This is a genomic window from Streptomyces sp., assembly GCF_036566765.1.
GTDB lineage: Bacteria > Actinomycetota > Actinomycetes > Streptomycetales > Streptomycetaceae > Streptomyces.
This window is the reverse complement of record NZ_DATCVQ010000707.1, coordinates 1-22,852: the sequence shown is the minus strand read 5'-3', so window position 1 is coordinate 22,852 and position 22,852 is coordinate 1. Positions and strand designations below refer to the sequence as shown.

Annotated in this window: 20 protein-coding genes and 1 pseudogene; 9 read left to right on the top strand and 12 right to left on the bottom strand. The window is 72.0% G+C overall.

The window, feature by feature from the left end:
* The first annotated feature begins 187 nt into the window (after positions 1-187).
* The 4 genes from VIU94_RS40770 to VIU94_RS40755 all read left to right on the top strand — a co-directional run bounded on the left by VIU94_RS40770 (position 188) and on the right by VIU94_RS40755 (position 2,865).
* Complete coding sequence (locus VIU94_RS40770) at positions 188-784, top strand: 50S ribosomal protein L25/general stress protein Ctc (protein ID WP_331920051.1); 597 nt, start codon at positions 188-190, stop codon at positions 782-784.
* Between the two features lie 95 nt (positions 785-879).
* Complete coding sequence (gene pth, locus VIU94_RS40765; protein ID WP_331920049.1) at positions 880-1,476, top strand: aminoacyl-tRNA hydrolase; 597 nt, start codon at positions 880-882, stop codon at positions 1,474-1,476.
* Between the two features lie 54 nt (positions 1,477-1,530).
* Positions 1,531-1,992 carry a hypothetical protein gene (locus VIU94_RS40760; RefSeq protein WP_331920047.1) on the top strand — a complete coding sequence of 154 codons (462 nt, stop codon included), beginning with the start codon at positions 1,531-1,533 and terminating at the stop codon, positions 1,990-1,992.
* Positions 1,993-2,145: 153 nt separating this feature from the next.
* Complete coding sequence (locus VIU94_RS40755) at positions 2,146-2,865, top strand: collagen-like triple helix repeat-containing protein (protein ID WP_331920045.1); 720 nt, start codon at positions 2,146-2,148, stop codon at positions 2,863-2,865.
* Between the two features lie 67 nt (positions 2,866-2,932).
* Here the strand turns inward: VIU94_RS40755 and ppc are convergent, their stop codons facing one another.
* Positions 2,933-5,662, bottom strand: coding sequence for a phosphoenolpyruvate carboxylase (gene ppc / locus VIU94_RS40750; protein WP_331920043.1), 2,730 nt, complete (start codon positions 5,660-5,662; stop codon positions 2,933-2,935).
* Positions 5,663-5,902: 240 nt separating this feature from the next.
* On the opposite strand from ppc, the gene VIU94_RS40745 reads away from it, so the two are divergent.
* Both VIU94_RS40745 and VIU94_RS40740 read left to right on the top strand, forming a co-directional pair.
* Complete coding sequence (locus VIU94_RS40745) at positions 5,903-6,871, top strand: acyl-CoA desaturase (protein ID WP_331920040.1); 969 nt, start codon at positions 5,903-5,905, stop codon at positions 6,869-6,871.
* Positions 6,868-7,539, top strand: a complete 672-nt coding sequence (locus VIU94_RS40740) for a TetR/AcrR family transcriptional regulator (RefSeq protein ID WP_331920038.1) — start codon at positions 6,868-6,870, stop codon at positions 7,537-7,539. Before VIU94_RS40745 ends, VIU94_RS40740 begins: the two co-directional genes overlap by 4 nt.
* A gap of 59 nt (positions 7,540-7,598) precedes the next feature.
* Here VIU94_RS40740 and VIU94_RS40735 read toward each other — a convergent pair whose 3' ends face one another.
* Together VIU94_RS40735 and VIU94_RS40730 are read right to left on the bottom strand one after the other, a co-directional pair.
* Entirely contained in the window at positions 7,599-7,967 is a 369-nt protein-coding gene (locus VIU94_RS40735; RefSeq protein ID WP_331920036.1) for a VOC family protein, read from the bottom strand.
* A complete protein-coding gene (locus VIU94_RS40730) occupies positions 7,967-8,788 on the bottom strand; it encodes a trans-aconitate 2-methyltransferase (protein WP_331920034.1) in 822 nt (273 codons plus the stop codon). The genes VIU94_RS40735 and VIU94_RS40730 overlap by 1 nt, the downstream gene beginning before the upstream one ends.
* Before the next feature lie 132 nt (positions 8,789-8,920).
* Here VIU94_RS40730 and VIU94_RS40725 point away from each other — a divergent pair, with 132 nt between their 5' ends.
* The gene (locus VIU94_RS40725; protein ID WP_331920032.1) at positions 8,921-9,418 is read left to right on the top strand and encodes a MarR family winged helix-turn-helix transcriptional regulator; all 498 of its coding nucleotides are present in this window, start codon (positions 8,921-8,923) and stop codon (positions 9,416-9,418) included.
* Here the strand turns inward: VIU94_RS40725 and VIU94_RS40720 are convergent.
* From VIU94_RS40720 to VIU94_RS40685, 8 genes are all read right to left on the bottom strand, one after another.
* On the bottom strand, positions 9,377-10,138 hold the full coding sequence (locus VIU94_RS40720; protein ID WP_331920030.1) for a LuxR C-terminal-related transcriptional regulator: 762 nt from the start codon (positions 10,136-10,138) through the stop codon (positions 9,377-9,379). The genes VIU94_RS40725 and VIU94_RS40720 overlap by 42 nt on opposite strands.
* 305 nt (positions 10,139-10,443) lie before the next feature.
* Complete coding sequence (gene galK, locus VIU94_RS40715; protein WP_331920028.1) at positions 10,444-11,607, bottom strand: galactokinase; 1,164 nt, start codon at positions 11,605-11,607, stop codon at positions 10,444-10,446.
* On the bottom strand, positions 11,604-12,578 hold the full coding sequence (gene galE, locus VIU94_RS40710; protein ID WP_331920026.1) for a UDP-glucose 4-epimerase GalE: 975 nt from the start codon (positions 12,576-12,578) through the stop codon (positions 11,604-11,606). Before galE ends, galK begins: the two co-directional genes overlap by 4 nt.
* Positions 12,575-13,618 (bottom strand): galactose-1-phosphate uridylyltransferase, encoded by a 1,044-nt coding sequence (galT, locus tag VIU94_RS40705; protein ID WP_331920024.1) that lies wholly within the window; start codon positions 13,616-13,618, stop codon positions 12,575-12,577. The genes galE and galT overlap by 4 nt, the downstream gene beginning before the upstream one ends.
* A 141-nt stretch (positions 13,619-13,759) precedes the next feature.
* Complete coding sequence (locus VIU94_RS40700; RefSeq protein ID WP_331920022.1) at positions 13,760-14,443, bottom strand: response regulator transcription factor; 684 nt, start codon at positions 14,441-14,443, stop codon at positions 13,760-13,762.
* A gap of 200 nt (positions 14,444-14,643) precedes the next feature.
* The gene (locus VIU94_RS40695; protein ID WP_331920020.1) at positions 14,644-16,440 is read right to left on the bottom strand and encodes a BamB-related PQQ repeat family beta-propellar protein; all 1,797 of its coding nucleotides are present in this window, start codon (positions 16,438-16,440) and stop codon (positions 14,644-14,646) included.
* A 13-nt stretch (positions 16,441-16,453) separates the two neighbouring features.
* On the bottom strand, positions 16,454-18,277 hold the full coding sequence (locus VIU94_RS40690) for a BamB-related PQQ repeat family beta-propellar protein (RefSeq protein ID WP_331920018.1): 1,824 nt from the start codon (positions 18,275-18,277) through the stop codon (positions 16,454-16,456).
* Positions 18,278-18,507: 230 nt separating this feature from the next.
* Positions 18,508-20,304, bottom strand: a complete 1,797-nt coding sequence (locus VIU94_RS40685; RefSeq protein ID WP_331920016.1) for an ABC-F family ATP-binding cassette domain-containing protein — start codon at positions 20,302-20,304, stop codon at positions 18,508-18,510.
* A 168-nt stretch (positions 20,305-20,472) separates the two neighbouring features.
* Between VIU94_RS40685 and VIU94_RS40680 the strand changes: the two genes are divergently transcribed.
* Together VIU94_RS40680 and VIU94_RS40675 are read left to right on the top strand one after the other, a co-directional pair.
* A complete protein-coding gene (locus tag VIU94_RS40680; protein WP_331920014.1) occupies positions 20,473-21,504 on the top strand; it encodes a hypothetical protein in 1,032 nt (343 codons plus the stop codon).
* The gene (locus VIU94_RS40675) at positions 21,501-22,604 is read left to right on the top strand and encodes a hypothetical protein (RefSeq protein WP_331920012.1); all 1,104 of its coding nucleotides are present in this window, start codon (positions 21,501-21,503) and stop codon (positions 22,602-22,604) included. The genes VIU94_RS40680 and VIU94_RS40675 overlap by 4 nt, the downstream gene beginning before the upstream one ends.
* A gap of 111 nt (positions 22,605-22,715) precedes the next feature.
* Here the strand turns inward: VIU94_RS40675 and VIU94_RS40670 are convergent.
* A pseudogene (locus tag VIU94_RS40670) lies at positions 22,716-22,852 on the bottom strand (4-(cytidine 5'-diphospho)-2-C-methyl-D-erythritol kinase); the annotation flags it as partial.

Below are 22,852 nucleotides of genomic sequence, written 5' to 3'. Positions count from 1 at the left end.
TCTGATGACGCACGCGCGGTGATCCAATTGGGTGGGGCGGCCGAGGGCCGGTAGACTGCCGTAGTTGCTCGGCGAGGGAGGCCGTACCCATGGGTGCGGCGGTCCGTTATCGACGCGCTCTTCGTAGCAGGCCAGTCGTGGCCGGGTAGCCGACACACTGTCCTTTTTCTGCTTACGAGGAGTGCATATGTCCGAGGTGAAGATCGCCGCTGAGGTTCGTACCCAGTTCGGCAAGGGTGCGGCCCGTTCCGTCCGTCGCGAGAACAAGGTTCCCGGCGTCGTCTACGGTCACGGCACCGAGCCGGTCCACGTGACCCTCCCGGGCCACGAGCTGCTGCTCGCCCTGCGTACCCCGAACGTCCTGCTGTCCCTGGACATCGACGGCAAGAACGAGCTGGCGATCCCGAAGGCCGTCCAGCGTGACGCCATCAAGGGCTACCTGGTCCACGTCGACCTGATCCTCGTCAAGCGCGGCGAGAAGGTCACCGTCGAGGTCGTCGTCGAGACCGAGGGCGAGCTGGCCCCGGGCAGCTTCCTCGTCGAGAACGTGCTGAACACGCTCTCCGTCGAGGCCGAGGCCACCCACATCCCCGAGTCGGTCACGGTCTCCATCGCGGGCCTGGAGGCCGGTGACTCCATCCACGCCAAGGACATCGCGCTCCCGAAGGGCACCACCCTGGTGACCGACCCCGAGGCCGTCGTCATCCAGATCCTGGCCGCCCAGGCCGAGGAGCCGGCCGCCGAGGCCGCCGAGGGCGAGGCCGCCGAGGGCGCCGAGGCCTGAGCCGTAGGCTCTGCTTGACGCGACGGGGTGACGGGCCGGAAGCGGCCCGCCACCCCGTTTCCCTTTGCTGGTACGGACACGAGGAGACGACCCCCATGACGACCGACGCGAACGCCCCCTGGCTGATCGTCGGCCTCGGCAACCCGGGCCCGGAGTACGCCGCGAACCGGCACAACGTGGGGTTCATGGTCGCCGACCTGCTGGCCGAGCGGATCGGCGGGAAGTTCAAGCGGGCGCAGAAGGCGCAGGCGCAGGTCGTCGAGGGCCGGATCGGCGCCCCGGGGCCGGCGAGCCGCCGGGTGGTGCTGGTCAAGCCGATGTCGTACATGAACCTGTCCGGCGGGCCGGTGACGGCGCTGCGGGACTTCTACAAGGTGCCGACGGCGAACATCGTGGCGGTCCACGACGAGCTGGACATCGACTACGGCGTGCTGCGGCTGAAGATCGGCGGCGGCGACAACGGGCACAACGGCCTGAAGTCCATGACGAAGGCGATGGGCGCCGAGTACCACCGGGTCCGGTTCGGGATCGGGCGTCCGCCGGGCCGGATGCAGGTCGCGGACTTCGTGCTCAAGGACTTCTCCTCGACCGAGCGCAAGGAACTCGACTACTTCGTGGACCGGGCGACGGACTCGGTGGAATGCCTGGTCACAGAGGGTCTGGAGCGGGCGCAGTCGGCGTATAACTCCTGACCGGAGGACCGGCGGCGCGACCGGTCGGGACGTACGACTGTACGATCGCGCCCCATGAAGAGCGCCGCCCTCGCCCAGCACGCCCGTAACGCCGCCATGGCCCTGGTCGCCCTGCTGCTCGTGGTGGCGGGGGCCTGGTCGTCGTGGGCTTCGGCGCAGCACGTCCTGCTGTCCAAGGGCCGGGAGCACGGCACGCTGACGGTGACCGGGTGCAACGAGGAGACGTGCAGTGGGCGTTACGTGCCCCAGGACCCGGCGTCGCCGCGGCACGCGCTGACCATCGCCCGCTCGGTCGCGGCCGGGAAGGGCCAGACGCTGCCGGTGGTGGTGAAGCCGGGCACGGACGAGGCGGTGCGCTCGGGCTGGGCGGGTGGGCTGCACGCCTGGGTGCCGCTGGGCGGGGCGCTGTTGCTCTCTGCGCTGGTGATCGGGGGCGGGCTGCGGATGACGCGTACGGCGTGGTCGGCGGCGGCGCTCGGCGGGGCGCTGCTCCTGGGGACGTTCTTCGCGCTCTGAGCGAGGCGGGGGCGACGTCTGGGCGGGGGCGGCTTCTCGCCATCTGGCGAGATTGTTATGAACCCTTGGGTTAAGAGTCACTTAAAGGGACGGATAGGCTGCTCCCCGCCACCTCCCACGGCACCCTCTCATCTCAGTCAGATGGACAGCCATATGCGACGTTCCCTCATCCCTGCCTGCGCCGTTGTCGCCGCCATGTCGGCGACCGTGCTGCTGGCTCCCACCGCCTCCGCGACGCCGAAGCCCAAGGGCGACAACGGCACGGTCAAGATCCACGAGTCGAAGACCGGCGAGGAGATCAAGGCCAACCAGCCCAAGGTCTGCGAGTTCTACCTCGACGCGTTCGGCTTCGACGCCGGACAGAAGGTCTCCTGGACCATCGAGGCCTGGGCCAACAACGACCAGGAGAAGGGCACCGAGGTCAAGGCCGGCACGATCACCCTTGACGCGGACGGCCACGAGCGCACCGTGGACATGACCCTCCCGAACGGCCAGTACAAGCTGTTCTGGAACTTCGAGGGCGAGAACGGCCGTGCGAAGCACAAGGTCTTCAAGACCGACTGCGAGCCCGGCAACGGCGAGCCCTCCACCCCGGGCGAGCCCAGCACCCCCGGCGAACCGTCCACCCCGGGCGAGCCCTCCACGCCCGGTGAGCCCGGCAACCCCGGTGAGCCCGGCTCCTCCGTCTCCCCGACCCCCGGCGCCCCCGGTGAGCAGAGCACCGGCGGCAACGGCGACACCAAGGACGCCGACGGCAACCTCGCCGAGACCGGCTCCAGCGCCCCGACCGGCATCATCGCCGCGGTCGCCGTCGCCCTCGCCGGCGCCGGCGCCTTCCTGGTGATGCGCCGCCGCAAGCCGCAGCAGCACTGAAACGCCTGAACGAAAGCGCCCCCGCCGGAAGGGATTCCGGCGGGGGCGTTCTCGTACTCCCGTGGCGTCAGCCGGTGTTGCGCAGGCCGGCCGCCACGCCGTTCACGGTGAGCAGCAGCGCGCGGGACAGCAGCGGGTCCGGGTCCTCGCCCCGCTCGGCCGCGGCCCGCTGGCGGGCGAGCAGCGAGACCTGGAGGTAGGAGATCGGGTCCAGGTAGGCGTCGCGGATCGCGAAGGTCTGCTGGAGCACCGGGTTGGAGTCGAGCAGCTCTTCGCCGCCGGTCACCTTCAGGACCTCGGCGACGGTGAGCGCGTGCTCGGCCTCGATCGTGGCGAAGACGTGCTTGAGCTCGTCCGGCACCAGCGTGTCCACGTAGTGGCGGGCGATCCGCAGGTCCGTCTTGGCCAGCGTCATCTCGACGTTGGAGAGGAAGTTGCCGAAGAAGCCCCACCTCTCGTACATCTCGCCGAGCACCTCGCCCAGACCGGCCTCCCGCAGCGCCTTGAGGCCGGAGCCGACGCCGTACCAGCCGGGCACGATCTGCCGGGACTGGGTCCAGCCGAAGACCCACGGGATGGCCCGCAGTCCGTCCAGGCCGGCGCCGGAGTCGGGGCGGCGCGAGGGGCGCGAGCCCAGGTGCAGGTCGGCCAGCTGGTCGACGGGCGTGGCGGCGAAGAAGTACGACGGCAGGTCCGGGTCCTCGACCAGCGTGCGGTACGCGGTGTGGGCGGCCTCGGAGACGGTGTCCATGGCCGCGTCCCAGCGGGCCAGGGCCTCGTCGGACTGGCGCGGCGCGGTGTGCAGCGCGGACGCCTGGAGCGTGGCGGCGACCGTCAGTTCGAGGTTCTCCCGGGCCAGCGACGGGATCAGGTACTTGTCTGAGATGACCTCGCCCTGCTCGGTCACCTTGATCTCGCCCTCCAGGGTTCCCCAGGGCTGGGCGAGGATCGCATCGTGCGAGGGGCCGCCGCCACGGCCGACGGTGCCGCCGCGGCCGTGGAAGAGGCGCAGCCGGACGCCGTAGCGGTGAGCGACGTCCCTCAACCTCCGCTGGGCGCGGTGGATCTCCCACTGGGAGGTGGTGATGCCGCCGAACTTGGAGGAGTCCGAGTAGCCGAGCATGACCTCCTGCACGTCGCCGCGGAGCGAGACGAGCCGACGGTACGAGGGGTCGGCCAGCATGTCGTTGAGGATGACGTCGGCGGCCTTGAGCTCGTCGGTGGTCTCCAGGAGCGGCACGATGCCGATCTTGGCCCAGCCGGCGTGCAGGTCGATCAGTCCGGCCTCGCGGGCGAGCACGCTGGCGGCGAAGACGTCGTCGGCGCCCTGGCACATCGAGATGATGTACGACTCGATGACCTCGGGGCCGAACCGCTCGAAGGCTTCCTTGACGGTGTGGAAGACGCCGAGGGTCTTCTGCCCGGCCGCGTCCAGCGGGGCGGGCGTGGGCGCGAGCGGGCGGCGCGAGCGGAGCTCCTTGGCGAGCAGCTTCTGCCGGTAGTCGCGCGGCATGTCCGCGTACCGCCAGGACTCCTCGCCCAGCCGGTCGAAGAGCTGGCCGAGCGCGTGGTGGTGGGCGTCGGCGTGCTCGCGGACGTCCATGGTGGCGAGCTGCAGGCCGAAGGCGGAGAGCGTGCGGATGACGCGGTCCATCCGGCCGTCGGCGAACAGGCCGCCGCGGTGCGCGCGCAGCGACTCCTGGACGAGGGCGAGGTCGGCGATCAGCTCGGCGGTGCCGAGGTAGTCGCGGCCCGACTGGTGCGGGGTGCCCTGGGCGAGCCGCTCGCGGGTGTTGACGAGCTTCTGCCGGATGCAGGTGGCCTTGAGCCGGTACGGCTCCTCCGCGTTGAGCCGCTTGTAGCGGGGGCTGATCTCCGGGAGCCGGTCCAGGTCGGCCTGGAGGGAGGCGAGCAGCTCCTCGGTGGCGCCGGCGTAGCGGATGGAGTTCGACAGGAAGCCGCGCAGCTCGTCGATCATGTCGAGGGCGTCGTTGATGCCGTGCTCGTGCTGGAGGATCAGCACGTCCCAGGTCACCTGCGGGGTGACGTTGGGGTTGCCGTCGCGGTCGCCGCCGATCCAGGTGCCGAAGGTCAGCGGGCGGGTGCCGGCGGGCAGCTCGATGCCGACCCGCTCCAGCTCGGCGGCGAGGTCCTCCAGGACGTCGCCGACGGCGTTGGCGTGCAGCTCGTCGAGGTAGTAGATCGCGTTGCGGGCCTCGTCGGCGGGCTCGGGGCGGACCACCCGGAGCTCGTCGGTCTGCCAGACGAGGTCGATGTTCTCGGCGAGCCGCAGGTCGTGGCGGCGCCGGTCGGCCTCGATGACCGGGGTCTCCAGGAGGGCGGCGATCCGGCGCAGCTTGTTGAGGACGGAGCGGCGGGCGGCCTCGGTGGGGTGCGCGGTGAAGACCGGTCGCACATTGAGGTGCCTGACGGTCTCGCGGACGTGCTCGGGGTCGCCGTCCTTGAGCATGTCGGCGGTGCGGGCGAGCAGGCCGCCCTCGGCGGCGCGCTTCTCGCGCATCTCGCGGCCGCGGTGCACCTGCTCGGTGACGTTCGCCAGATGGAAGTACGTGGAGAAGGCGCGTACGAGCTTGGCGGCCGTCTCGAGGTCGGTGTCGCCGAGCAGCGCGGCGGCGGCGTCGCCGTCCTCTCGGGTGAGGTGGCGGACCTTCTCGACGAGGTCGAGGATCTCGCGGCCCTCCTGCCGGACGAGCGTCTCGCCCAGCAGATCGCCCAGTCGGCGGATGTCGGCGCGCAGCTCGGCGCTGGCGGAAGGGGTCTGGTCGGCACTGCTCACAGGTGCGGCTCCTTGCAGTGTTCAAGCACGTCTGGAGGGTTTCCTACAGGCTGCGGACCGCGCTGTCCGACCCACCCAGGATAGGTGTCCCCTCCCGCCGCGCAGCGCACGGCCCCGCTCGGGGCCTCTTGCCGCGCGCCTCGACGCTGCCATACTTACGTCGCCGTAGGTTACGGACCCGTAGCCAGGGCCGTGGCCAGGCGTCCGGCTCTACCTCCTTCACCCCCCAGGGGACCCTCCATGACCTCCAGCCCCGAGCTGCTCGAAACTCCCCCGGATCTGCCCCCCGGCACGCTCGGCGGGGACAAGAAGCGATCGATCGAGCAGATCGCCCTGCTGCTCTTCATCACGCTGCCCTTCATCGCCCTGGTCGCCGCGGTGCCGCTGGCCTTCAGCTGGGGCGGTGTGAGCTGGCTCGACCTGGGCCTGCTCGTGGCGATGTACTACATCGGCTGCCACGGCATCACCATCGGCTTCCACCGCTACTTCACCCACGGCTCCTTCAAGGCGAAGCGTCCGCTGCGGATCGCGCTGGCGATCATGGGCTCGCTGGCGGTGGAGGGTCCGCTGGTGCGCTGGGTGGCCGACCACCGCAAGCACCACAAGTTCACCGACCGCGAAGGCGACCCGCACTCCCCATGGAAGTACGGCAACTCGACGCGCGGCCTGGTCCGTGGCCTCTGGCACGCGCACGTCGGCTGGCTCTTCGACGCCGAGCAGACGCCCCAGCGGCAGTACGCCCCCGACCTGATGAAGGACCGCGACCTGGTCTGGATCTCGCGCAACTTCTGGGCCTTCACGCTGCTCTCGCTCGCGATCCCGCCCGTCCTCGGTGGCCTGATCACCTGGTCGTGGCAGGGCGCGGCGACCGCGTTCTTCTGGGGCACGATCGTCCGCGTCGGACTGCTGCACCACCTGACCTGGTCGATCAACTCGATCTGCCACGCGGTCGGCAAGCGCCCGTTCAAGTCCCGGGACCGTTCGGGCAACGTGTGGTGGCTGGCCGTGCTGTCCTGCGGCGAGTCCTGGCACAACCTGCACCACGCGGAGCCGACCTCGGCGCGGCACGGCGTGCTGCGCGGGCAGCTCGACTCCAGCGCCCGGCTGATCCGCTGGTTCGAGATGCTGGGCTGGGCGTACGACGTGCGCTGGCCGGCGCCGTCCCGCATCGAAGCCCGACGCCAGAGCGCGTCCGCAGACGCGGCATGATGGAGGGTGTGGCGATCGACGGCAGTACCAGCAGCGACAAGCCCCGCAGGGGGCGCAGGATCCGGATGACCGGCGCGGAGCGCCGGGAACAGCTGCTGGACATCGGCCGCACCCTGTTCGCCGCGAAGGGCTTCGAGGGCACCTCGGTGGAGGAGATCGCGGCAAAGGCCGGCGTCTCCAAGCCGGTGGTGTACGAGCACTTCGGCGGCAAGGAGGGCCTGTACGCGGTCGTCGTCGACCGGGAGATGCGCCAGCTGCTCGACATGGTGACGGGGGCGCTGACCGCGGGGCATCCGCGCGAGCTCCTGGAGCAGGCCGCGTTCGCGCTGCTCGACTACATCGAGCGGTACACGGACGGGTTCCGCATCCTGGTGCGCGATTCGCCGGTGGCGCAGTCGACGGGCACGTTCGCGTCGTTGATCAGCGACATCGCCACGCAGGTGGAGGACATCCTGGGTCTCGAGTTCAAGGCCCGGGGCTTCGACCAGAAGCTGGCCCCGCTGTACGCGCAGGCGCTGGTGGGCAGCGTGGCGCTGACCGGCCAGTGGTGGCTGGACGTGCGCAAGCCGAAGAAGGCCGAGGTCGCGGCGCATCTGGTGAACCTGGCGTGGCACGGCCTGGACGGCCTGGAGCAGAAGCCGCGGCTGATAGGGCACCGCAAGAGCTGACACCCCGGACGCTTGTGGAAGGGGCCGCCGCACTCCGGTGCGGCGGCCCCTTCCGCGTGTCAGTCCCGCGGTTCCAGGAACTCCAGCCGGTTGCCGACCGGGTCCTCGGAGTAGAACCGGCGGTGGCCCGGCAGGTCGTAGTCCCAGACGACCTTGGCGCCGCGTTCCTCCAGTCGGGCCGCGTAGGCGTCGATCGCGGTGACCCGCAGGCCCGGGTGGGCCTTCTTCGCGGGCCGGAAGTCGGCTTCGACGCCGAGGTGCAGCTGGACGGCCCCGCCGGCGGCGGCGAACCAGCAGCCTCCGCGGGCGGCCGGCACCGGCGGCTTGGGGATCTCGGTCATGCCGAGGACGCCGGAGTAGTACGCGCGCAGCGCATCCTCGCTGCCGGGCGGGGCGGCGAGCTGGACGTGGTCGACGGCAGTCAGCATCAGCCGGCCTTCCGGGCGACGGCGAAGATCCGGCGGAACGGGAAGACGGTGCCGCGGGGGCCCGGCGGATAGGCCTCCCGCAGCAGGTCGCGGTACTGGGCCAGGAAGGCGTCGGCTGCGTCCGGGTCGTCGTCCAGGGCGGTGAGCACGGGCCTCAGGGCGGTGCCCTTGACCCAGTCGAGGACGGGGTCCTCGCCGGTCAGCAGCTGGTAGTAGGTGGTCTCCCAGACGTCCGTCTCGCAGCCCAGGTCGGCGAGCCGGGCCAGGTACTCCCCCGGGTCCAGGACATGCACGAAGCGGCGGCCCTGCTCGCCGAGGCGGTCGCGCCACTCGGGGGTGTCACACAGCTCGCCGAGCAGCGCGTGGCTGGGCGAGCCGAAGTTGCCCGGCACCTGGAAGGCGAGGACGCCGCCGGGCGCGAGGCCGTCGATCCACCCGGCGAAGGACTCGGGATGGTTGGGCACCCACTGGAGCGCGGCATTGGAGACGATCAGGTCGTACGGCTCCTGGGGCGTCCAGTGCGCCGCGTCGGCGGTCCGGAAGTCGAGCCAGCCGCCGCCCGGGGTCGTGCCCGCATAGTCCTTCTCGGCCCGTTCCAGCATGTCGGGCGAGAGGTCGAAGCCGGTGATGCAGGCGTCGGTCCAGCGGTCGGCCAGCAGGATCGTCACATTGCCCGGGCCGCAGCCCAGGTCGGCGATGCGGGCGGGACGGTCATTGTTCGGCAGGCGCGGTACACGGGCGAGCAGGTCGAGGAACGGCCGAGTGCGGTGTCCGGAATGGCGGAGGTACTGCTGCGGATCCCAGGTCGGTGCGGAATGCATTTTCGAAGCCCCCTTGCTGGCATGAGTAGCCCAAGCGGAACGGAATACCGGCCCGCTCTTTCCCCATGCTCAAGGAGAATATATCTCGACGTCAAGAGACTTTATGTCAACAGACCCTCTACACTGATCGACATGGAGGACGAGGTCGACCGTCTGGTCGCTGCATGGCGTCGCGAGCGCCCGGACCTCGACGTGGAACCGCTCGAGGTGCTCAGCCGCGTCTCGCGGCTCGCCCGCCACCTCGACCGAGCCCGTCGGCTCGCCTTCTCCGAGCACAACCTGGAGCCCTGGGAATTCGACGTCCTGACGTCGCTGCGCCGGGCAGGCGCCCCGTACCAGCTCTCCCCGGGCCAGCTGCTCACCCAGACCCTGGTCACCTCGGGCACGATGACCAACCGCATCGACCGGCTGGCCAAGAAGGGCCTCGTCGAGCGGCTCCCGGACCCCAGCGACCGACGCGGCGTCCTCGTCCGGCTGACCCCCGAGGGCCGCGACCGCGCCGACCAGGCGCTCGCCGGACTGCTGGCCCAGGAGCGCGCGATCCTCGCCCAGCTCTCCCGTACGCAGCGCGGCGAACTGGCTGGACTGCTACGCCAGTTGACCGCCCCGTTCGACAACGTCCCCGGCTAGCTCGGCCGGTCCGACGCCCGCCCGGCGGGCCAGCGCGACCGCCGCGAGCGTGGAGTGCACGCCGAGCTTGCCCAGCACGTTCTGCATGTGCGTGCGGACGGTGTGCGGGGAGAGGAACAGCCGCTCGGCGACCGCCTTGCGGCCGAGGCCGGCCACCATGCAGCGCAGCACCTCCCGCTCGCGCGGGGTCAGCGACTCGACGAGCTGCTCGCTCTCGGTACGGTGCTTGCGGGCCGCCGTCAACTCCCGAAGCACGCCGGTCAGCAGCGCGGGCGCCAGATGCGTCTCGTCGCGCAGCACGCCCCGGATCACCGCGAGCAGCCGCTGCAGCGAGCAGTCCTTGGCGACCCAGCCCGACGCCCCGGCCTGCAGCGCGAGGGCGGCCCGGCGCGGATCGTCCCGCTCGGCCAGCACCACCGTGCGGACGGCGGGCTGCGCCGAACGCACCCCGGCCACCAGCGAGATGCCGTCCACCACGGTCTCGGCGTCGTCCGGCACGGCCCGGGCGACGGCGGGCGCTCCGGCCACGCCCAGGTCGGCGTCGACGAGCAGCACGTCGAACCGGCGTCCCTCCCCGGCCGCCCGGTCCAGACAGCGCAGCGCCGCCGGGCCGCTGCCCGCGGCGGCGACGTCGACGTCGGGCTCGGCCGCGAGGGCCGCGGCCAGCGACTCGGCGAAGATGCGGTGGTCGTCCACCACCAGGACCCGGATACGGACCACGGACACTCCCAAGTGTCGAGGAACTGAACCGGCGCGGGCACGACGCCGGGGGCGGGTCCGTCACCGAGAGCACGGCCGCCGCCGTGCAGTGACTGTTACCCCACCCCGGGCGTCGTACCCGACGGTTCTCGCCCCCTGATCGGCACCGGCCCCCACCGGCACCGTGCATCAGAGTACGGGCGGGGGCCGGTCACGGCGAGGGAATGGCGGAAGTGGTGGTCGCAGGTGCCGGATCACGACAGAAGTCGACAATTTCTGTCGACTTTTCGAGGGTCCAAGGGCGTATTCGGGGGTTCTCGGAGCGGTCAGAGGCGCCTCGCGCCCGCCGAAGGCACCGCCTCGAAGATCCTCGGCGCGGCCGCCCCGGCCCGGGCGAACGCCTTCTCCACCGCGGCCGCCACCTCGTCCGCCCCGCGCGGCCCGGACGCCTCGGCAAGCACCACGGCCGAGCCGCCGAAGCCGCCGCCGGTCATCCGCGCGCCGAGCGCGCCCGCCGCGTTCGCCGCCGAGACCGCGAGGTCCAACTCGGCGCAGGAGACCCGCAGATCGTCCCGGAGCGAGACATGCCCCTCGGTGAGCACGGGGCCGACCGCGCGGACCTCGCCGGCGTCGAGCAGTTCGATTGTGCGGCGCACCCGCTCGTTGTCCGAGACCACGTGCCGGACGTAGCGCCGGATCGTTCCATCAGTCAAACGTGCGAGGGCGGCGGGCAGTTGCACGTAGGACAGTTCGCGCAGCGTGCGCACGCCGAGCGCCCGCGCGCCGGCCTCGCACCCGGCGCGGCGCTCCGCGTACGCGCCGTCGCCGAGCGCGTGCTTCACGCGGGTGTCGACGACGAGCAGCCGCAGCCCCACCGCGTCGAGGTCGAACGGCACCTGACGGTACGACAGATCGCAGGTGTCGAGGAACAGGGCGTGCCCCTCGGCCGCGCACGCGGAGGCCATCTGGTCCATCACCCCGCACGGGACGCCCACGAAGGCGTTCTCGGCGTGCTGGGCGAGCCGCGCCAGCTCCGGGCGGGACAGGCCGAGCCCGTACAGCTCGTCCAGGGCGACCGCGGTGACGACCTCCAGGGCGGCCGAGGAGGACAGGCCCGCGCCGGTGGGGACGGTCGAGGCGACATGGACGTCCGCGCCGCCGACCGGGTGCCCGGCCTCGCGCAGCGCCCAGGCGACGCCGGCCGGGTACGCGGCCCAGTCCGCCCCGTGGGCGGCCGGAGCGACGCCGGGCGCGAGCGCGGCGACGTCGAGCGAGACGATCCCGCCCGGCACGTCCGCCGAGTGCAGCCGCAGCACCCCGTCGTCGCGCCGGGAAACGGCGGCGACCGCGGTGTGCGGGAGGGCCAGCGGCAGCACGAAGCCGTCGTTGAAGTCGGTGTACTCGCCGATCAGGTTGACCCGCCCCGGGGCCGCCCAGACGCCGTCCGGCGCGGCCCCGTACAGCCCGGCGAACTCCTCCGCGACGCTCATGCGCCCTCGTCCTCCTGCGCCCGCCCGCGAGCGAACGCCCAGGCGTCCGCGACGATGTCCGCCAGATCCGGCCGGGACGGCGTCCAGCCGAGCCGCTCCCGGGCCGCCTCCGCCGAGGCGACCAGGACCGCCGGGTCGCCGGCCCGGCGTGCGGCCACGACCTCCGGGACCGGGTGGCCGGTGACCTTGCGGACCGTCTCGACGACCTCGCGGACCGAGAAGCCGTTGCCGTTGCCGAGGTTGCAGATCAGATGCTCGCCCGGGGTCATCGCGCCCAGCGCCAGCAGATGCGCCTCGGCGAGGTCGGCGACATGGATGTAGTCGCGGACGCAGGTGCCGTCGGGGGTCGGGTAGTCGTCGCCGTACACCGCGATCGACTCCCGCCGCCCGAGCGCTACCTGGAGGACCAGCGGGATCAGATGCGACTCGGGGTCGTGCCGCTCGCCCTGGCCGCCGTACGCGCCGGCCACGTTGAAGTACCGCAGCGAGACGGCGGCCAGGCCGTTGGCCTTCGCCTCGGCGCCGATCATCTCGTCGACGGCGAGCTTCGAGAGGCCGTACGGGTTCGTCGGCACGGTGGGCGCGGACTCGGTGATCGGGGTGACGGCCGGCTCGCCGTAGACGGCGGCGGTGGAGGAGAAGACCAGGCGGCGCACCCCGGCGTCGCGCATCGCGGCGAGCAGCGCCTCGGTGCCGCCGACGTTGTTGCGCCGGTACTTCTCCGGCTCGGCGACGGACTCGCCGACCTGCGAGAAGGCGGCGAAGTGCAGGACCGCGTCGTAGGAGTCGTCGAGCCATCGGGCCGCGTCCTGGATGCGGCCCTCGACGAACTCGGCCCCGGCCGGGACGCCCTCGGCGAAGCCGGTGGAGAGGTCGTCCAGGACCGTCACCGCGTGCCCCGCCTCGATCAGATGGGCGGCGACGACCCCGCCGACGTATCCCGCGCCGCCCGTCACCAGGTACTTGCTCACTTGCCCGCCACCTCTCGCAGTCGACGGGCCGCGACCTCCGGCGGCACGTCGTTGATGAACACGCTCATACCGGATTCGGTCCCGGCGAGGTACTTCAGCTTGCCGGAGGTACGGCGGACGGTGAAAAGCTCGAGATGGAGCCCGAACTCCTCCCGCTCGGCGTCGTGGAACGGCGCCTGGTGCCAGGCGGCGATGTACGGCGTCGGCGGCTCGTCCGGGCCGAAGAGCCGGTCGAAGCGTCTCAACAGTTCCAGATAGAGCTGTGGGAACTCTGTGCGGGCCGCGTCGTCCAGGGCCCGCAGGTCCGGCGCCCGGCGGTTCGGGTAGAGGTGAACCTCGTACGGCCAGTGGGCGGCGTACGGGACGAACGCGGTCCAGTGTTCGCCGGTCAGCACCACCCGTTCGGCGTCGGCGCGCTCGCGGGCCACGACGTCGTCGAAGAGGTTGCGGCCCGTGGCGGCCCGGTGCTCGGCGGCCCGGCGCTGCATGAGGGCGGTGCGCGGGGCGGTGAACGGGAAGGCGTAGATCTGGCCGTGCGGATGGCCGAGGGTGACGCCGATCTCCGCGCCCCGGTTCTCGAAGCAGTAGACCTGGCGGACCTGCGGGAGCTCGGCGAGCTCGGCGGTGCGGTCGGTCCAGGCGTCGAGGACGAGTGCGGCGCGCTCCTCGGTGAGGTCGGCGAAGGAGGCGTCGTGGTCGGCGGTGAAGCAGACCACCTCGCAGCGGCCGGTCGGCCCGGCGAGGGAGGGGAAGCGGTTCTCGAAGACGGCGACCTCGTAGTCGTCCGCCGGGATCTCGCTGTGCCGACCGCCCCGGGACGGGCAGAGCGGGCACTCGTCGGCCGGCGGGTGGTAGGTGCGGGCCTGGCGGTGCGAGGCGATGGCGACCGCGTCGCCGAGGAGCGGGTCGTGGCGGATCTCGGAGCCGGACGCGGGCGGGTCGAGGGGGCGCTCGTCGACGGCGTCGCGGACGGCGTCGTCGCCGGCGTCGTAGTAGATCAGCTCACGCCCGTCGGCGAGCGTGGTCACGGTCTTCTTCACGGGAAGCCCTCCGCGAGCAATCAAACAGAACCACCCACAAGGAAGCACGATCCAACATCCAAAGTCAACGAAAAGGGGCTCGGGGAGACCCCAAACCCCTTCATTCCAGCCGTACCGACCGGACAGTAAGGACCGCGGACGTCAGTCCGCCGGGCCGCGCGGCCGCGGCGCCCGGTCGAGCAGCCCGCTGCGCGCGGCCAGCGCCGCCGCTTCGAGCCGCGATCCGACGCCGAGCTTCATCAGCACCCGCTGGACGTGCGTCCGGGCCGTGCTGGGCGCGATCGCCATGCCCCGGGCGATCAGCCGGGTGTCCTCCCCCTCGGCGACCCGGACCAGCACCTCGACCTCCCGCGGCGTCAGCATCCGCAGCAGCCGCTGCCCCTCGTCGTCCGGCTGCGCCGTCGGGTTGAGCAGCTCTGCGAAGGCGCCCTGGAGCAGCTGCGGCGCGACCGCCGCCTCCCCCGCCCTGGCCTTGAGCAGCGCCCGCTCCACGCCCTCGATGCGCTCGTCGTGCCGCACGTACCCGGACGCCCCGGCCGCGAAGGCCGCCGCGATCCCGCGCGGGGACGGCACCGGACCGAGCACCACCACGGCCACCTGCGGCCGCTCCCGCTTGATCCGCACGATCGGCTCGAACGCCCCGGGCTCGGCCGGCGCGGCGGTGCCGAGCAGGCACACCTCGGGCGCCCGGGCCACCACCAGTTCGGCCGCGCCCGCCGCGGGCGCCGCCGCCGCGAGCACCCGGTGCCCGCGCAGTTTCAGAGCCGAGGCGAGCGCCTCCGCCAGCAGTCGGTGGTCGTCGACCACCATGAGCCGAACGCCCATCGCGAAACCCCCACTCCCCCCTGGAGCTGGCCCCCCGGCCCTCCTGACCCGGCAAGCTACACGCTTGTTCGACCTTGCGCGTCCCTTACGTGCCAGAAGCCCCCCAGACTGCCGAATTCTTCGCCAATCAGGCCACGCGCAAACGGCCCGGCGCACCGATGTGAATCGATGCGCCGGGCCGGTGCGCCCGAGCGGGGGCGTCAGCCGGTCGCGGCGTACGCGACGACCAGGTACTCCTTGTCGTCACCGGCCGACTTGCGCGGCTCGCTGACCATCGTCTCGGAGATGAACATCCGGCCGCCGGAGTACAGGATCTCCGCGTAGTCCGAGGAGAAGCTGGACTCCGCGTCCCGCACCGCCTCGTCGGACGGGTTCTCGAGCAGGACCGTCTGCTTGAAGGTCGCGCCGTCGATGGAGACGATCTGACCGCCCTTGTTGTACGGCGGCGTCTTGTACGCGATCACGTTGCCGCCGTCCATGCGCAGCGGGTACATCGAGTACCGGTCCCCGGCGTCGGCCTTGTCGCTGGTCGGCTTGCCGGTGGCGAGGTCGAACGACACGATCTCGTTGGTGTTGCCGTACTCGGTGCTGGTGACCTCGTGGTCCTCGGTCGGCAGGTAGATCCGGCCGTTGCCGACCACGACCTTGGTGCAGGTCTCGACCTCGGTGGAGCGGCAGCGGGCGGCGAACCGGTCCGCGTCCGCGGCGATCTTCACCTTGAGCTTGCCGGTGGCCTCGTCGATCGAGAAGAAGTCCGAGATGCCGCTGCCGTCGCCGGCGGTGTCGCCGACGTCCGCGGCGACGACCAGCGGCTTGGTGGACACGATCGACGCGTACTTCACGCCGGCCGGCATCTTGAACTGCGAGATCGGCGCGCCCGTGGTCGGGTTGAGGTTCTGGATCATGACGTACTGGCTGTTGAACGGCCCGCACTTGCGCGCCGCGACGAGGCCCGCGCCACCGCCGTAACCCATGTCGTAGCAGCTCTCGGTGTTCGCCTGCGGCTTCCAGCGCGGGGCGCCGCTGGTCAGGTCGAACGCGGCGCCGCCGTCGGTGCCGCCGGCCGCGACGGTGGTGCCGCTCAGCGTGACCTCGCTGAACTTCACCTTGTCTTCGCCGGAGGTGGCGCTGATGACCGACTTCGTCCACAGCAGCTTGCCCGCGACCAGGTCGACGACAGCGACCTCGGTGCACGGCTGGTAGTTGCGCGGCGGGAGCCGCTTGGTCGCCTCGTAGACGATCGCGGTCTTGTGGTCCGCGGTCGCGTGCCGGGAGGTGGCGCAGACCTGGCCGGGCAGCGGCAGGGTCCACACCGGGCTGCCCTTGGCGGGGTCGTAGCCGACGATCGAGTTGACGCCCGTCTTCACGTACGCCTTGTCGGTCATCCAGGAGCCGGCCGTGTCCGTGATGTCGGTGACCAGGGGCTGCGGCAGCTGGAAGGCCACCTTCGCCTGGACGTTGGACGGGACCTTCTCCTTGCCGGGGCCGTCCGGAGCGGCCTTGGCCTTGCCCTCCTGGCCCTGGGTGGTGCCGCCGTCCTTGCCCTGCTTGCCCTGGTCGTCGTCGCCGGAGGCGGCGTACCAGACGCCGACGCCGACGATCAGGACGACCGCGACCACGGCGGCGATGATGATCTGCATCTGGGTGGTCAGCTTCTTGCCGCCGCCGGAGCCCGGCGGCGGGGTGGGCTGGTACCCGTACTGCGGCTGCGTCGGGTAGCCGTACTGCGGCTGGCCCTGCGGCTGCGTCGGCGGCTGCTGGGGGTAGCCGTACTGGGGCTGCCCCTGCGGCTGCGTCGGCGGCTGCTGCGGATAGCCGTACTGCGGCTGCGCCGGCGGCTGGCCCTGCGGCTGCGTGGGCGGCTGCTGCGGGTAGCCGTACTGCGGCTGGGCCGGCGGCGGGGTGGGCGCGCCGTAACCGCCCGGTGGGGGCTCCTGCGGCGCGCCGAAGCCGCCCTGGCCCGGAGGCTGGTTCGGCGGGGGAGGTGGCTGAGTCATCGGTCTGCGAACCTCACTTGCTGAAGGCCATCATCGTCTTCGTCTCCTTCTCCTCCGCGTCGTTGGGTGCGCTCACCCGACCGCTCGCGATCACGAACGTGCCGTTCGCGTACACGTAACGCGCGTTGTAGAAGTCGTTCTCGATCTCCGACGTCGACGCCGGGTGCTGCTGCACGACCTTCGGCGACCCACCGGTCGGTGCGAGCGTCGCGAGCGCGCCGCCCTTGTCGTACTTCGCCTCCATGTAGAGCAGCACGTTGCCGCCCTGCATCTGCAGCGGCGTCACGATCCGCTCGGCCGGCGCGGCGGCGCGCCACTTGGGCTTGCCGGTGTTCAGGTCGAAGGCGACGACCGCGTTGGTGCGGGCCAGGCCGCTGGTGTCGTCCTCGGTGGACATGTAGAGGGTGTTGGCGTCGGCGACGACGCCGACACAGCCCTGCAGGTGCTTGCCGAAGATGACGTAGTTGCCGCCGCAGCGCGGGGCGAACTTGTCGGTGCTGCCGGTCAGCAGGGAGCGGGGGGTGCCGTTCGGGTGGAACGCCTGGACGGCCCACTTACCCGTGTCGCGGGTCTCGCCCTCCTGCCGCGCGGAGACGATCAGCGGGTCGACCGAGTAGACCTTGTCGACCTCCCAGTTGGGCTTCAGCTTGTAGGTCCACTTGGGCTTGCCCGTGGTCGGGTCGACCTCGCTGAGCTGCTCCTGCTTCTTGTTGTAGTCGCCGGTGCGGCAGCTGTACGCGCCGATCAGCTTGGAGCCGCCGGCGTAGGCGTACGGCTTGCAGTTGCCGGTCGGCGTCTTGAAGAGCTGGCGGCCGTCGGCGAGCGAGAAGCCCCACGCGTTGTTGGTGCCGGCCGCGGTCACCGTGTTGCCGCTGATGGCGAGGGTGATGTCGGAGAGCGAGGAGAAGCCGGTGCCCTTCTCCAGGGTCTTCTTCCAGCCCGCCTTGCCGGTCTTGAGGTCGACCTGCTGGAGGACGACGCAGTCGGCGCGGTCGCCGGCCTTGTCGTTGACACCGATGACGATCTGGCCGGTGCTGGAGACCTGGGACGGCGCGGCGCACATCTCGAAGGGAAGCGGCAGGGACCACTTCTCCTTCCCGTCGGCCAGGCCGTAGCCCACGAGGCTCTTGTACATGCCCTTGACGACGGTGTCGCCGAAGACCCACGGGCCGTACGCCTCCGCGCCGTTGCGCGGCAGGTCGACGGTGTTCTTGACCAGCCAGTTGACCTTCGCCTCGCCGGGCTTGCGGCCCGCGTTGAGGTCGTCCCCGGCCTCGCGGCCGTCGCCGCTGCCGTCGCCCTGGTCGACGGAGCCGGTGGGCTTCGGGCCGGAGCTGTTGCTCGGCTTGGCCACCGGCTCGTCCTTCCCGTCCCCGCTGAGCGCGAACCAGGTGCCGCCGCCGATGACGAGCAGCGCGGCCGCGGCCGCGGCGACGATCACGCCGGGCTTGCCCTTGAAGGGGTTGTTGCCGGACGGGGCGGGCGCGGGCGCGCCGGGGTACTGCGGCTGCGTCGGGTAACCGCCGTACGGGCCGGGCTGCTGCCCGTACGGACCGGGCTGCTGCTGGCCGTAGGGGCCGGGCTGCTGGGCGTACGGCCCGGGCTGCTGCTGCGGGTACCCGTAACCGGCCTGCGTCGGCGGCTGCTGCGGGTAGCCGTAACCGGCCTGCGGTGCGGTCGGCGGCGCCGACGGGGCCTGCGGCGGCTGCGCGGGCGGCATCGGTGGCTGGGCCGGAGCCTGCGGCGGCTGGGCCGGCGGCTGCGGCGGCTGACCGGGCGGCACGTCCTGCGGCGCGCCGAAGCCGCCCTGCGGCGGGTTGCTGGGCGGCTGAGTCATCAGCGCTTCCCCCTATCGTGCGGTCCCGGGTCCGACCGGCCTCCCCCGCGATTCCGACGGTCATCTGCCGCCGGAAAGGAGCGAATCGGACATGGATGGCGCACTGTCACATGAGTCGAGCGGGCCTTCTTTCTACCACCCGGGGGGTGGCGCAAAAGTGACCGGTCCGCCCCTGTTCCCAAGGGAGGACCGGCCCGTGATGCCCTCGTTACCGGGTCTGCACGCCTTCTCTACGCGTCTTCGGCGAGCTCCAGCCAGCGCATTTCCAACTCGTCGCGCTCGCCCGCCAGTTCACGCAGCTCCGCGTCGAGCTTCGCCACCTTCTCGAAGTCCGTGGAGTTCTCGGCGATTTGGGCGTGCAGCTTGGCCTCCTTCTGGGAGACCTTGTCGAGCTGTCGCTCGACCTTCTGCAGCTCCTTCTTCGCCGCGCGCTCATCGGCGGCCGACTTCTCCTTCACCGGGGCGGCCGCCGGGGTCGGCAGCGCCGCCTCGATCATCTTCCGCCGCCGCTCCAGGTACTCGTCGATGCCGCGCGGCAGCATCCGCAGGGCGCGGTCGCCGAGCAGCGCGAACGTCCGGTCGGTGGTGCGCTCCAGGAAGAACCGGTCGTGCGAGATGACGATCATGGAGCCCGGCCAGCCGTCGAGGAGGTCCTCCAGCTGGGTCAGGGTCTCGATGTCGAGGTCGTTGGTGGGCTCGTCGAGGAAGAGCACGTTCGGCTCGTCCATGAGCAGCCGCAGCAGCTGGAGCCGGCGGCGCTCGCCGCCGGACAGGTCGCCGACCGGCGTCCACTGCTTGTCCTTGCCGAAGCCGAACTGCTCGCACAGCTGGCCCGCCGTCATCTCCCGGCCCTTGCCCAGGTCGACCCGGTCGCGGATCTGCTGCACCGCCTCCAGGACCCGCAGCTCGGCGGGGAGTTCGGTGACGTCCTGCGACAGGTAGGCGAGGCGCACGGTCTTGCCGACGACGATCCGGCCGGCCGCGGGCTGGATGTCCCCGTCGGTGACGGCGGCGTCGGCGAGCGCGCGCAGCAGCGAGGTCTTGCCCGCGCCGTTCACGCCGACCAAGCCGATCCGGTCGCCCGGGCCGAGCTGCCAGGTCAGGTGCTTCAGCAGCTCCTTCGGACCGGCGGTGACGGCCACGTCCTCCAGGTCGAACACCGTCTTGCCGAGCCGGGCGTTGGCGAACTTCATCAGCTCCGAGGTGTCGCGCGGCGGCGGCACATCGGCGATCAGCTCGTTGGCGGCCTCGATGCGGTAGCGGGGCTTGGACGTACGGGCGGGGGCGCCACGGCGCAGCCAGGCGAGCTCCTTGCGCATCAGGTTCTGCCGCTTGACCTCCTCCGTCGCCGCGATCCGGTCCCGCTCGGCGCGCGCGAAGACGTAGTCGGAGTAGCCGCCCTCGTACTCGTACACGCTGCCGCGCTGCACGTCCCACATACGGGTGCAGACCTGGTCGAGGAACCAGCGGTCGTGAGTGACGCAGACCAGCGCGGAGCGGCGCTCGCGCAGGTGGCCGGCGAGCCAGGCGATGCCCTCGACGTCGAGGTGGTTGGTGGGCTCGTCGAGGACGATCAGGTCCTGGTCCTCGATGAGCAGCTTGGCGAGCGCGATGCGCCGCCGCTCGCCGCCGGAGAGCGGGCCGATGACGGTGTCCAGGCCCTTCTCGAAGCCCGGCAGGTCGAGACCGCCGAACAGGCCGGTGAGCACGTCCCGGATCTTGGCGCTGCCGGCCCACTCGTGGTCGGCCTTCACGCCGATGACCTCGTGGCGGATGGTCGCCTCGGGGTCGAGGGAGTCGTGCTGGGTGAGCACGCCGAGGCTCAGCCCGCCGCTGTGCGTGACCCGACCGGTGTCGGCGTCCTCCAGCTTCGCGAGCATCCGGATGAGGGTGGTCTTGCCGTCGCCGTTGCGGCCGACCACACCGATCCGGTCCCCCTCGGAGACGCCGAGGGACACGCCGTCGAGCAGGGCACGGGTGCCGTACACCTTGCTGACTGCCTCGACATTGACCAGATTGACGGCCACCTTGACTCCTGTACCGGGGGATCGATCGACGTCCAAGGGTAGACGCCGCGGGGGGTGGGATAGCGTGCCCTGATCGTTCGAGGGCTCGTACGAGGGCGGGGAGCAGGCATGGCCGGGTCGGTGTGGGGGCGGTACCGCCGTCATAGGTGGCTGCCTCAGGCGACCGCGGTGGCTCTCCTGGCGGCGCTGGTCGCCGGGTATGTGCTGGTGCGCGCCGAGCGGCGCGAGGACCACAACGAGGCGGTGCTCGCGCGGGCCTGCGGCGGGGTGCTGCCGGGCGAGATGCTGCGCGACCTGCTGCCGGACGACTCCCGGTGGCAGCTGCGGACCGGGCCCGGGCCGCGCGCCCTGATGAGCTGCACGATCACAGGCGAGAACGAGGACGACCCGACGCTGGAGGTCGCGGCGGTCCCGGTGATCGACCCGCCGCTGGAGGCCGTCACGGTCGACCGGATCAGCGGGGAGTCCCCGTACGACGACGCCCCCGAGTGGGCGGAGGCGTACGAGGAGGCCGAGGCGCAGGTGACCGTCGGCTGCCCGAAGGGGCTGCCCGGGTACGCCCGGCCCGTGACGTCCTTCCGCGTGCACGCCACGCTGCGCGACGGGCCCGACGCGGCGGCGGAGGTCGGGACCGCGGTCGTGGCGCTCGCCGAGGACCTGCGCGAGAAGAACGGGTGCGGCGGGAAGCCGGTCACGTACGACGCCGTGAAGCCGGGGCCGCGCGGGCAGGACGACGCGCCGGACGAGGACGAGATCCCGGCGACCTGCCGCTGGTTCCGGCCGGCGGACCTGGGCGCGGCCAAGAACCCGCAGCCCGCGCGGAACGGTGCGCACGGCGGGAACCCGGCCTGGGCGCGGGGCTGCGCCCTGGCGTTCACCCGCGACGACGACCTGGGGATGTCGGTGTCGTCCGCGAGCTGGTGGGGCGTGGCGCTGCCGGAGGTGCGGACCGAGTACGGCGCGGAGCTCGCGGCGGCGGACCGCGAGCCCTCCCCTCCGAAGGAGCAGTGGCGCTCCTACGAGGTCGTCGCCTGGGCGGAGTCGGTCTGCGCGGACGGTCCGACGCTGCACCGGGTGAGCACGACGGCTCCCGAGAAGGCCGGCCTGGCGAAGCGGGTGGACGTGCTGCTCGACCGGTACCTGGCCGCGTCCAAGGACTGCCGCGACACGAAGAAGCTCGGGAAGGTGTGGACGCAGTGAGCGGGGAGAACGCGGAGAGCGGCGAGAGCGGGGCGGGCCGTACGGGCTTCTGGCGGCGTCGGCGGGTGCGGCTGACGGCCGGCTGGACGGCCGGGGCCGTCGCCCTCGCGGGCGGGCTCTTCTGGGTCTCCGGCGGGTACGACGCCTGGCGGCACGACAGCGCCCTGGACTCGGCGTGCGAGGGCGACCTGGCGGCCGGGCCGGTGCGGGCGCTGGTCGACGGCGCCGAGGTGACGACGGAGAGCGCGGCGAGCTCGCGCCAGTGGTGGTGCAAGGTGCGCGAGGCGGACGACGAGGAGGACGGCGTCGTCCGCCTCGTGGTGTCGGTGTACCGGGCCGACGCGCGCGGAGCGGCCGTCGACGCCGAGGGCGAGGACGCGCCCCTCGGCCACGGCTGGACCGGCGGCTTCTCCTTCTCCCCGGACGCCGACGAGGACGACCGCGGCGAGGCGACCGCGTCCGTGCTGCTCGACTGCGGGAAGGAGCCGGGCGACGGACTGGTCGCGTCCGTCCGCGCCCGGCTCGACAGCGCCGACTTCACCACGGCCGAGGCCCGGACCCGGCTCACGGAGGTGCTGACCGGGACGGCCGCCTCGTACGCGCGGCGCACCGGCTGCGCGGCGAAGCCGGGCGGGACGGTCGGCGACCCCGGGGTCTCGGTGACGTCCTGGGACTACAAGCCCTTCGACAAGGTCTCCGGCGCCTGCGCCGGCGTCCTGGACGCGGCGACCGCCGCGCGCTGGGGCGTCCGTACGGCGGTCGAGTCCGCGGCGGGCCCGAAGCCGGTCGAGAGCTGCACGCTCGGGGGTATGCAGGGCACGCGGCTGTACGCCTTCGACGCGTACTACGGGCCGCTGGTGGGGCTGAAGCGCCTCGACGCGCGCGACGCCGGGCGTGTCCCTGCGGACCGGCCGAACGGGAACTACTTCCTCACCGCCCAGTGCCCGGGGGCGGGTGACACTGCGGTGTACGAGGTCAGCCCGCGCGTCGGCGATCGGCATGCGTCGCCGCTGGTGCTGGACCACGGGGGCCTGCGGGCCGCGCTGGGCCGCTTCGCGGCGAAGTCCGCGAAGGCGCATGGGTGCGAGGCGCCGAAGTAACCCCACCCCGGTGTGGGCATCGCCCCGCGTCCCACCCCCGTGTGGGCATTCGTCCCGCGTCCCACCCCCGTTGCGGGACGAATGCCCACAACGGGGTTCGGCGTGCGCCCCCTAGATGACCGTCGCGCCCAGGGCCGGAGCGCTGGTGACGCGAGCCGTGCGGCAGGTGCCGGAGTCGATCAGCGCCGCCGCCACCCCCCGCGCCCCTTCTTCGTCCTTCGTCAGGAACGCCGTCGTCGGGCCCGAGC

Bases quoted from the DNA above. Each gene is read 5' to 3' on its own strand.
- VIU94_RS40700 (WP_331920022.1), bottom strand. From the start codon at position 14,443: ATGGGCGTTCGGCTCATGGTGGTCGACGACCACCGACTGCTGGCGGAG.
- VIU94_RS40755 (WP_331920045.1), top strand. From the start codon at position 2,146: ATGCGACGTTCCCTCATCCCTGCCTGCGCCGTTGTCGCCGCCATGTCG.
- VIU94_RS40690 (WP_331920018.1), bottom strand. From the start codon at position 18,277: ATGACTCAGCCGCCCAGCAACCCGCCGCAGGGCGGCTTCGGCGCGCCG.
- VIU94_RS40725 (WP_331920032.1), top strand. From the start codon at position 8,921: ATGGAGGACGAGGTCGACCGTCTGGTCGCTGCATGGCGTCGCGAGCGC.
- VIU94_RS40745 (WP_331920040.1), top strand. From the start codon at position 5,903: ATGACCTCCAGCCCCGAGCTGCTCGAAACTCCCCCGGATCTGCCCCCC.
- pth (WP_331920049.1), top strand. From the start codon at position 880: ATGACGACCGACGCGAACGCCCCCTGGCTGATCGTCGGCCTCGGCAAC.
- VIU94_RS40740 (WP_331920038.1), top strand. From the start codon at position 6,868: ATGATGGAGGGTGTGGCGATCGACGGCAGTACCAGCAGCGACAAGCCC.
- VIU94_RS40735 (WP_331920036.1), bottom strand. From the start codon at position 7,967: ATGCTGACTGCCGTCGACCACGTCCAGCTCGCCGCCCCGCCCGGCAGC.
- galK (WP_331920028.1), bottom strand. From the start codon at position 11,607: ATGAGCGTCGCGGAGGAGTTCGCCGGGCTGTACGGGGCCGCGCCGGAC.
- VIU94_RS40770 (WP_331920051.1), top strand. From the start codon at position 188: ATGTCCGAGGTGAAGATCGCCGCTGAGGTTCGTACCCAGTTCGGCAAG.
- VIU94_RS40695 (WP_331920020.1), bottom strand. From the start codon at position 16,440: ATGACTCAGCCACCTCCCCCGCCGAACCAGCCTCCGGGCCAGGGCGGC.
- VIU94_RS40730 (WP_331920034.1), bottom strand. From the start codon at position 8,788: ATGCATTCCGCACCGACCTGGGATCCGCAGCAGTACCTCCGCCATTCC.
- VIU94_RS40760 (WP_331920047.1), top strand. From the start codon at position 1,531: ATGAAGAGCGCCGCCCTCGCCCAGCACGCCCGTAACGCCGCCATGGCC.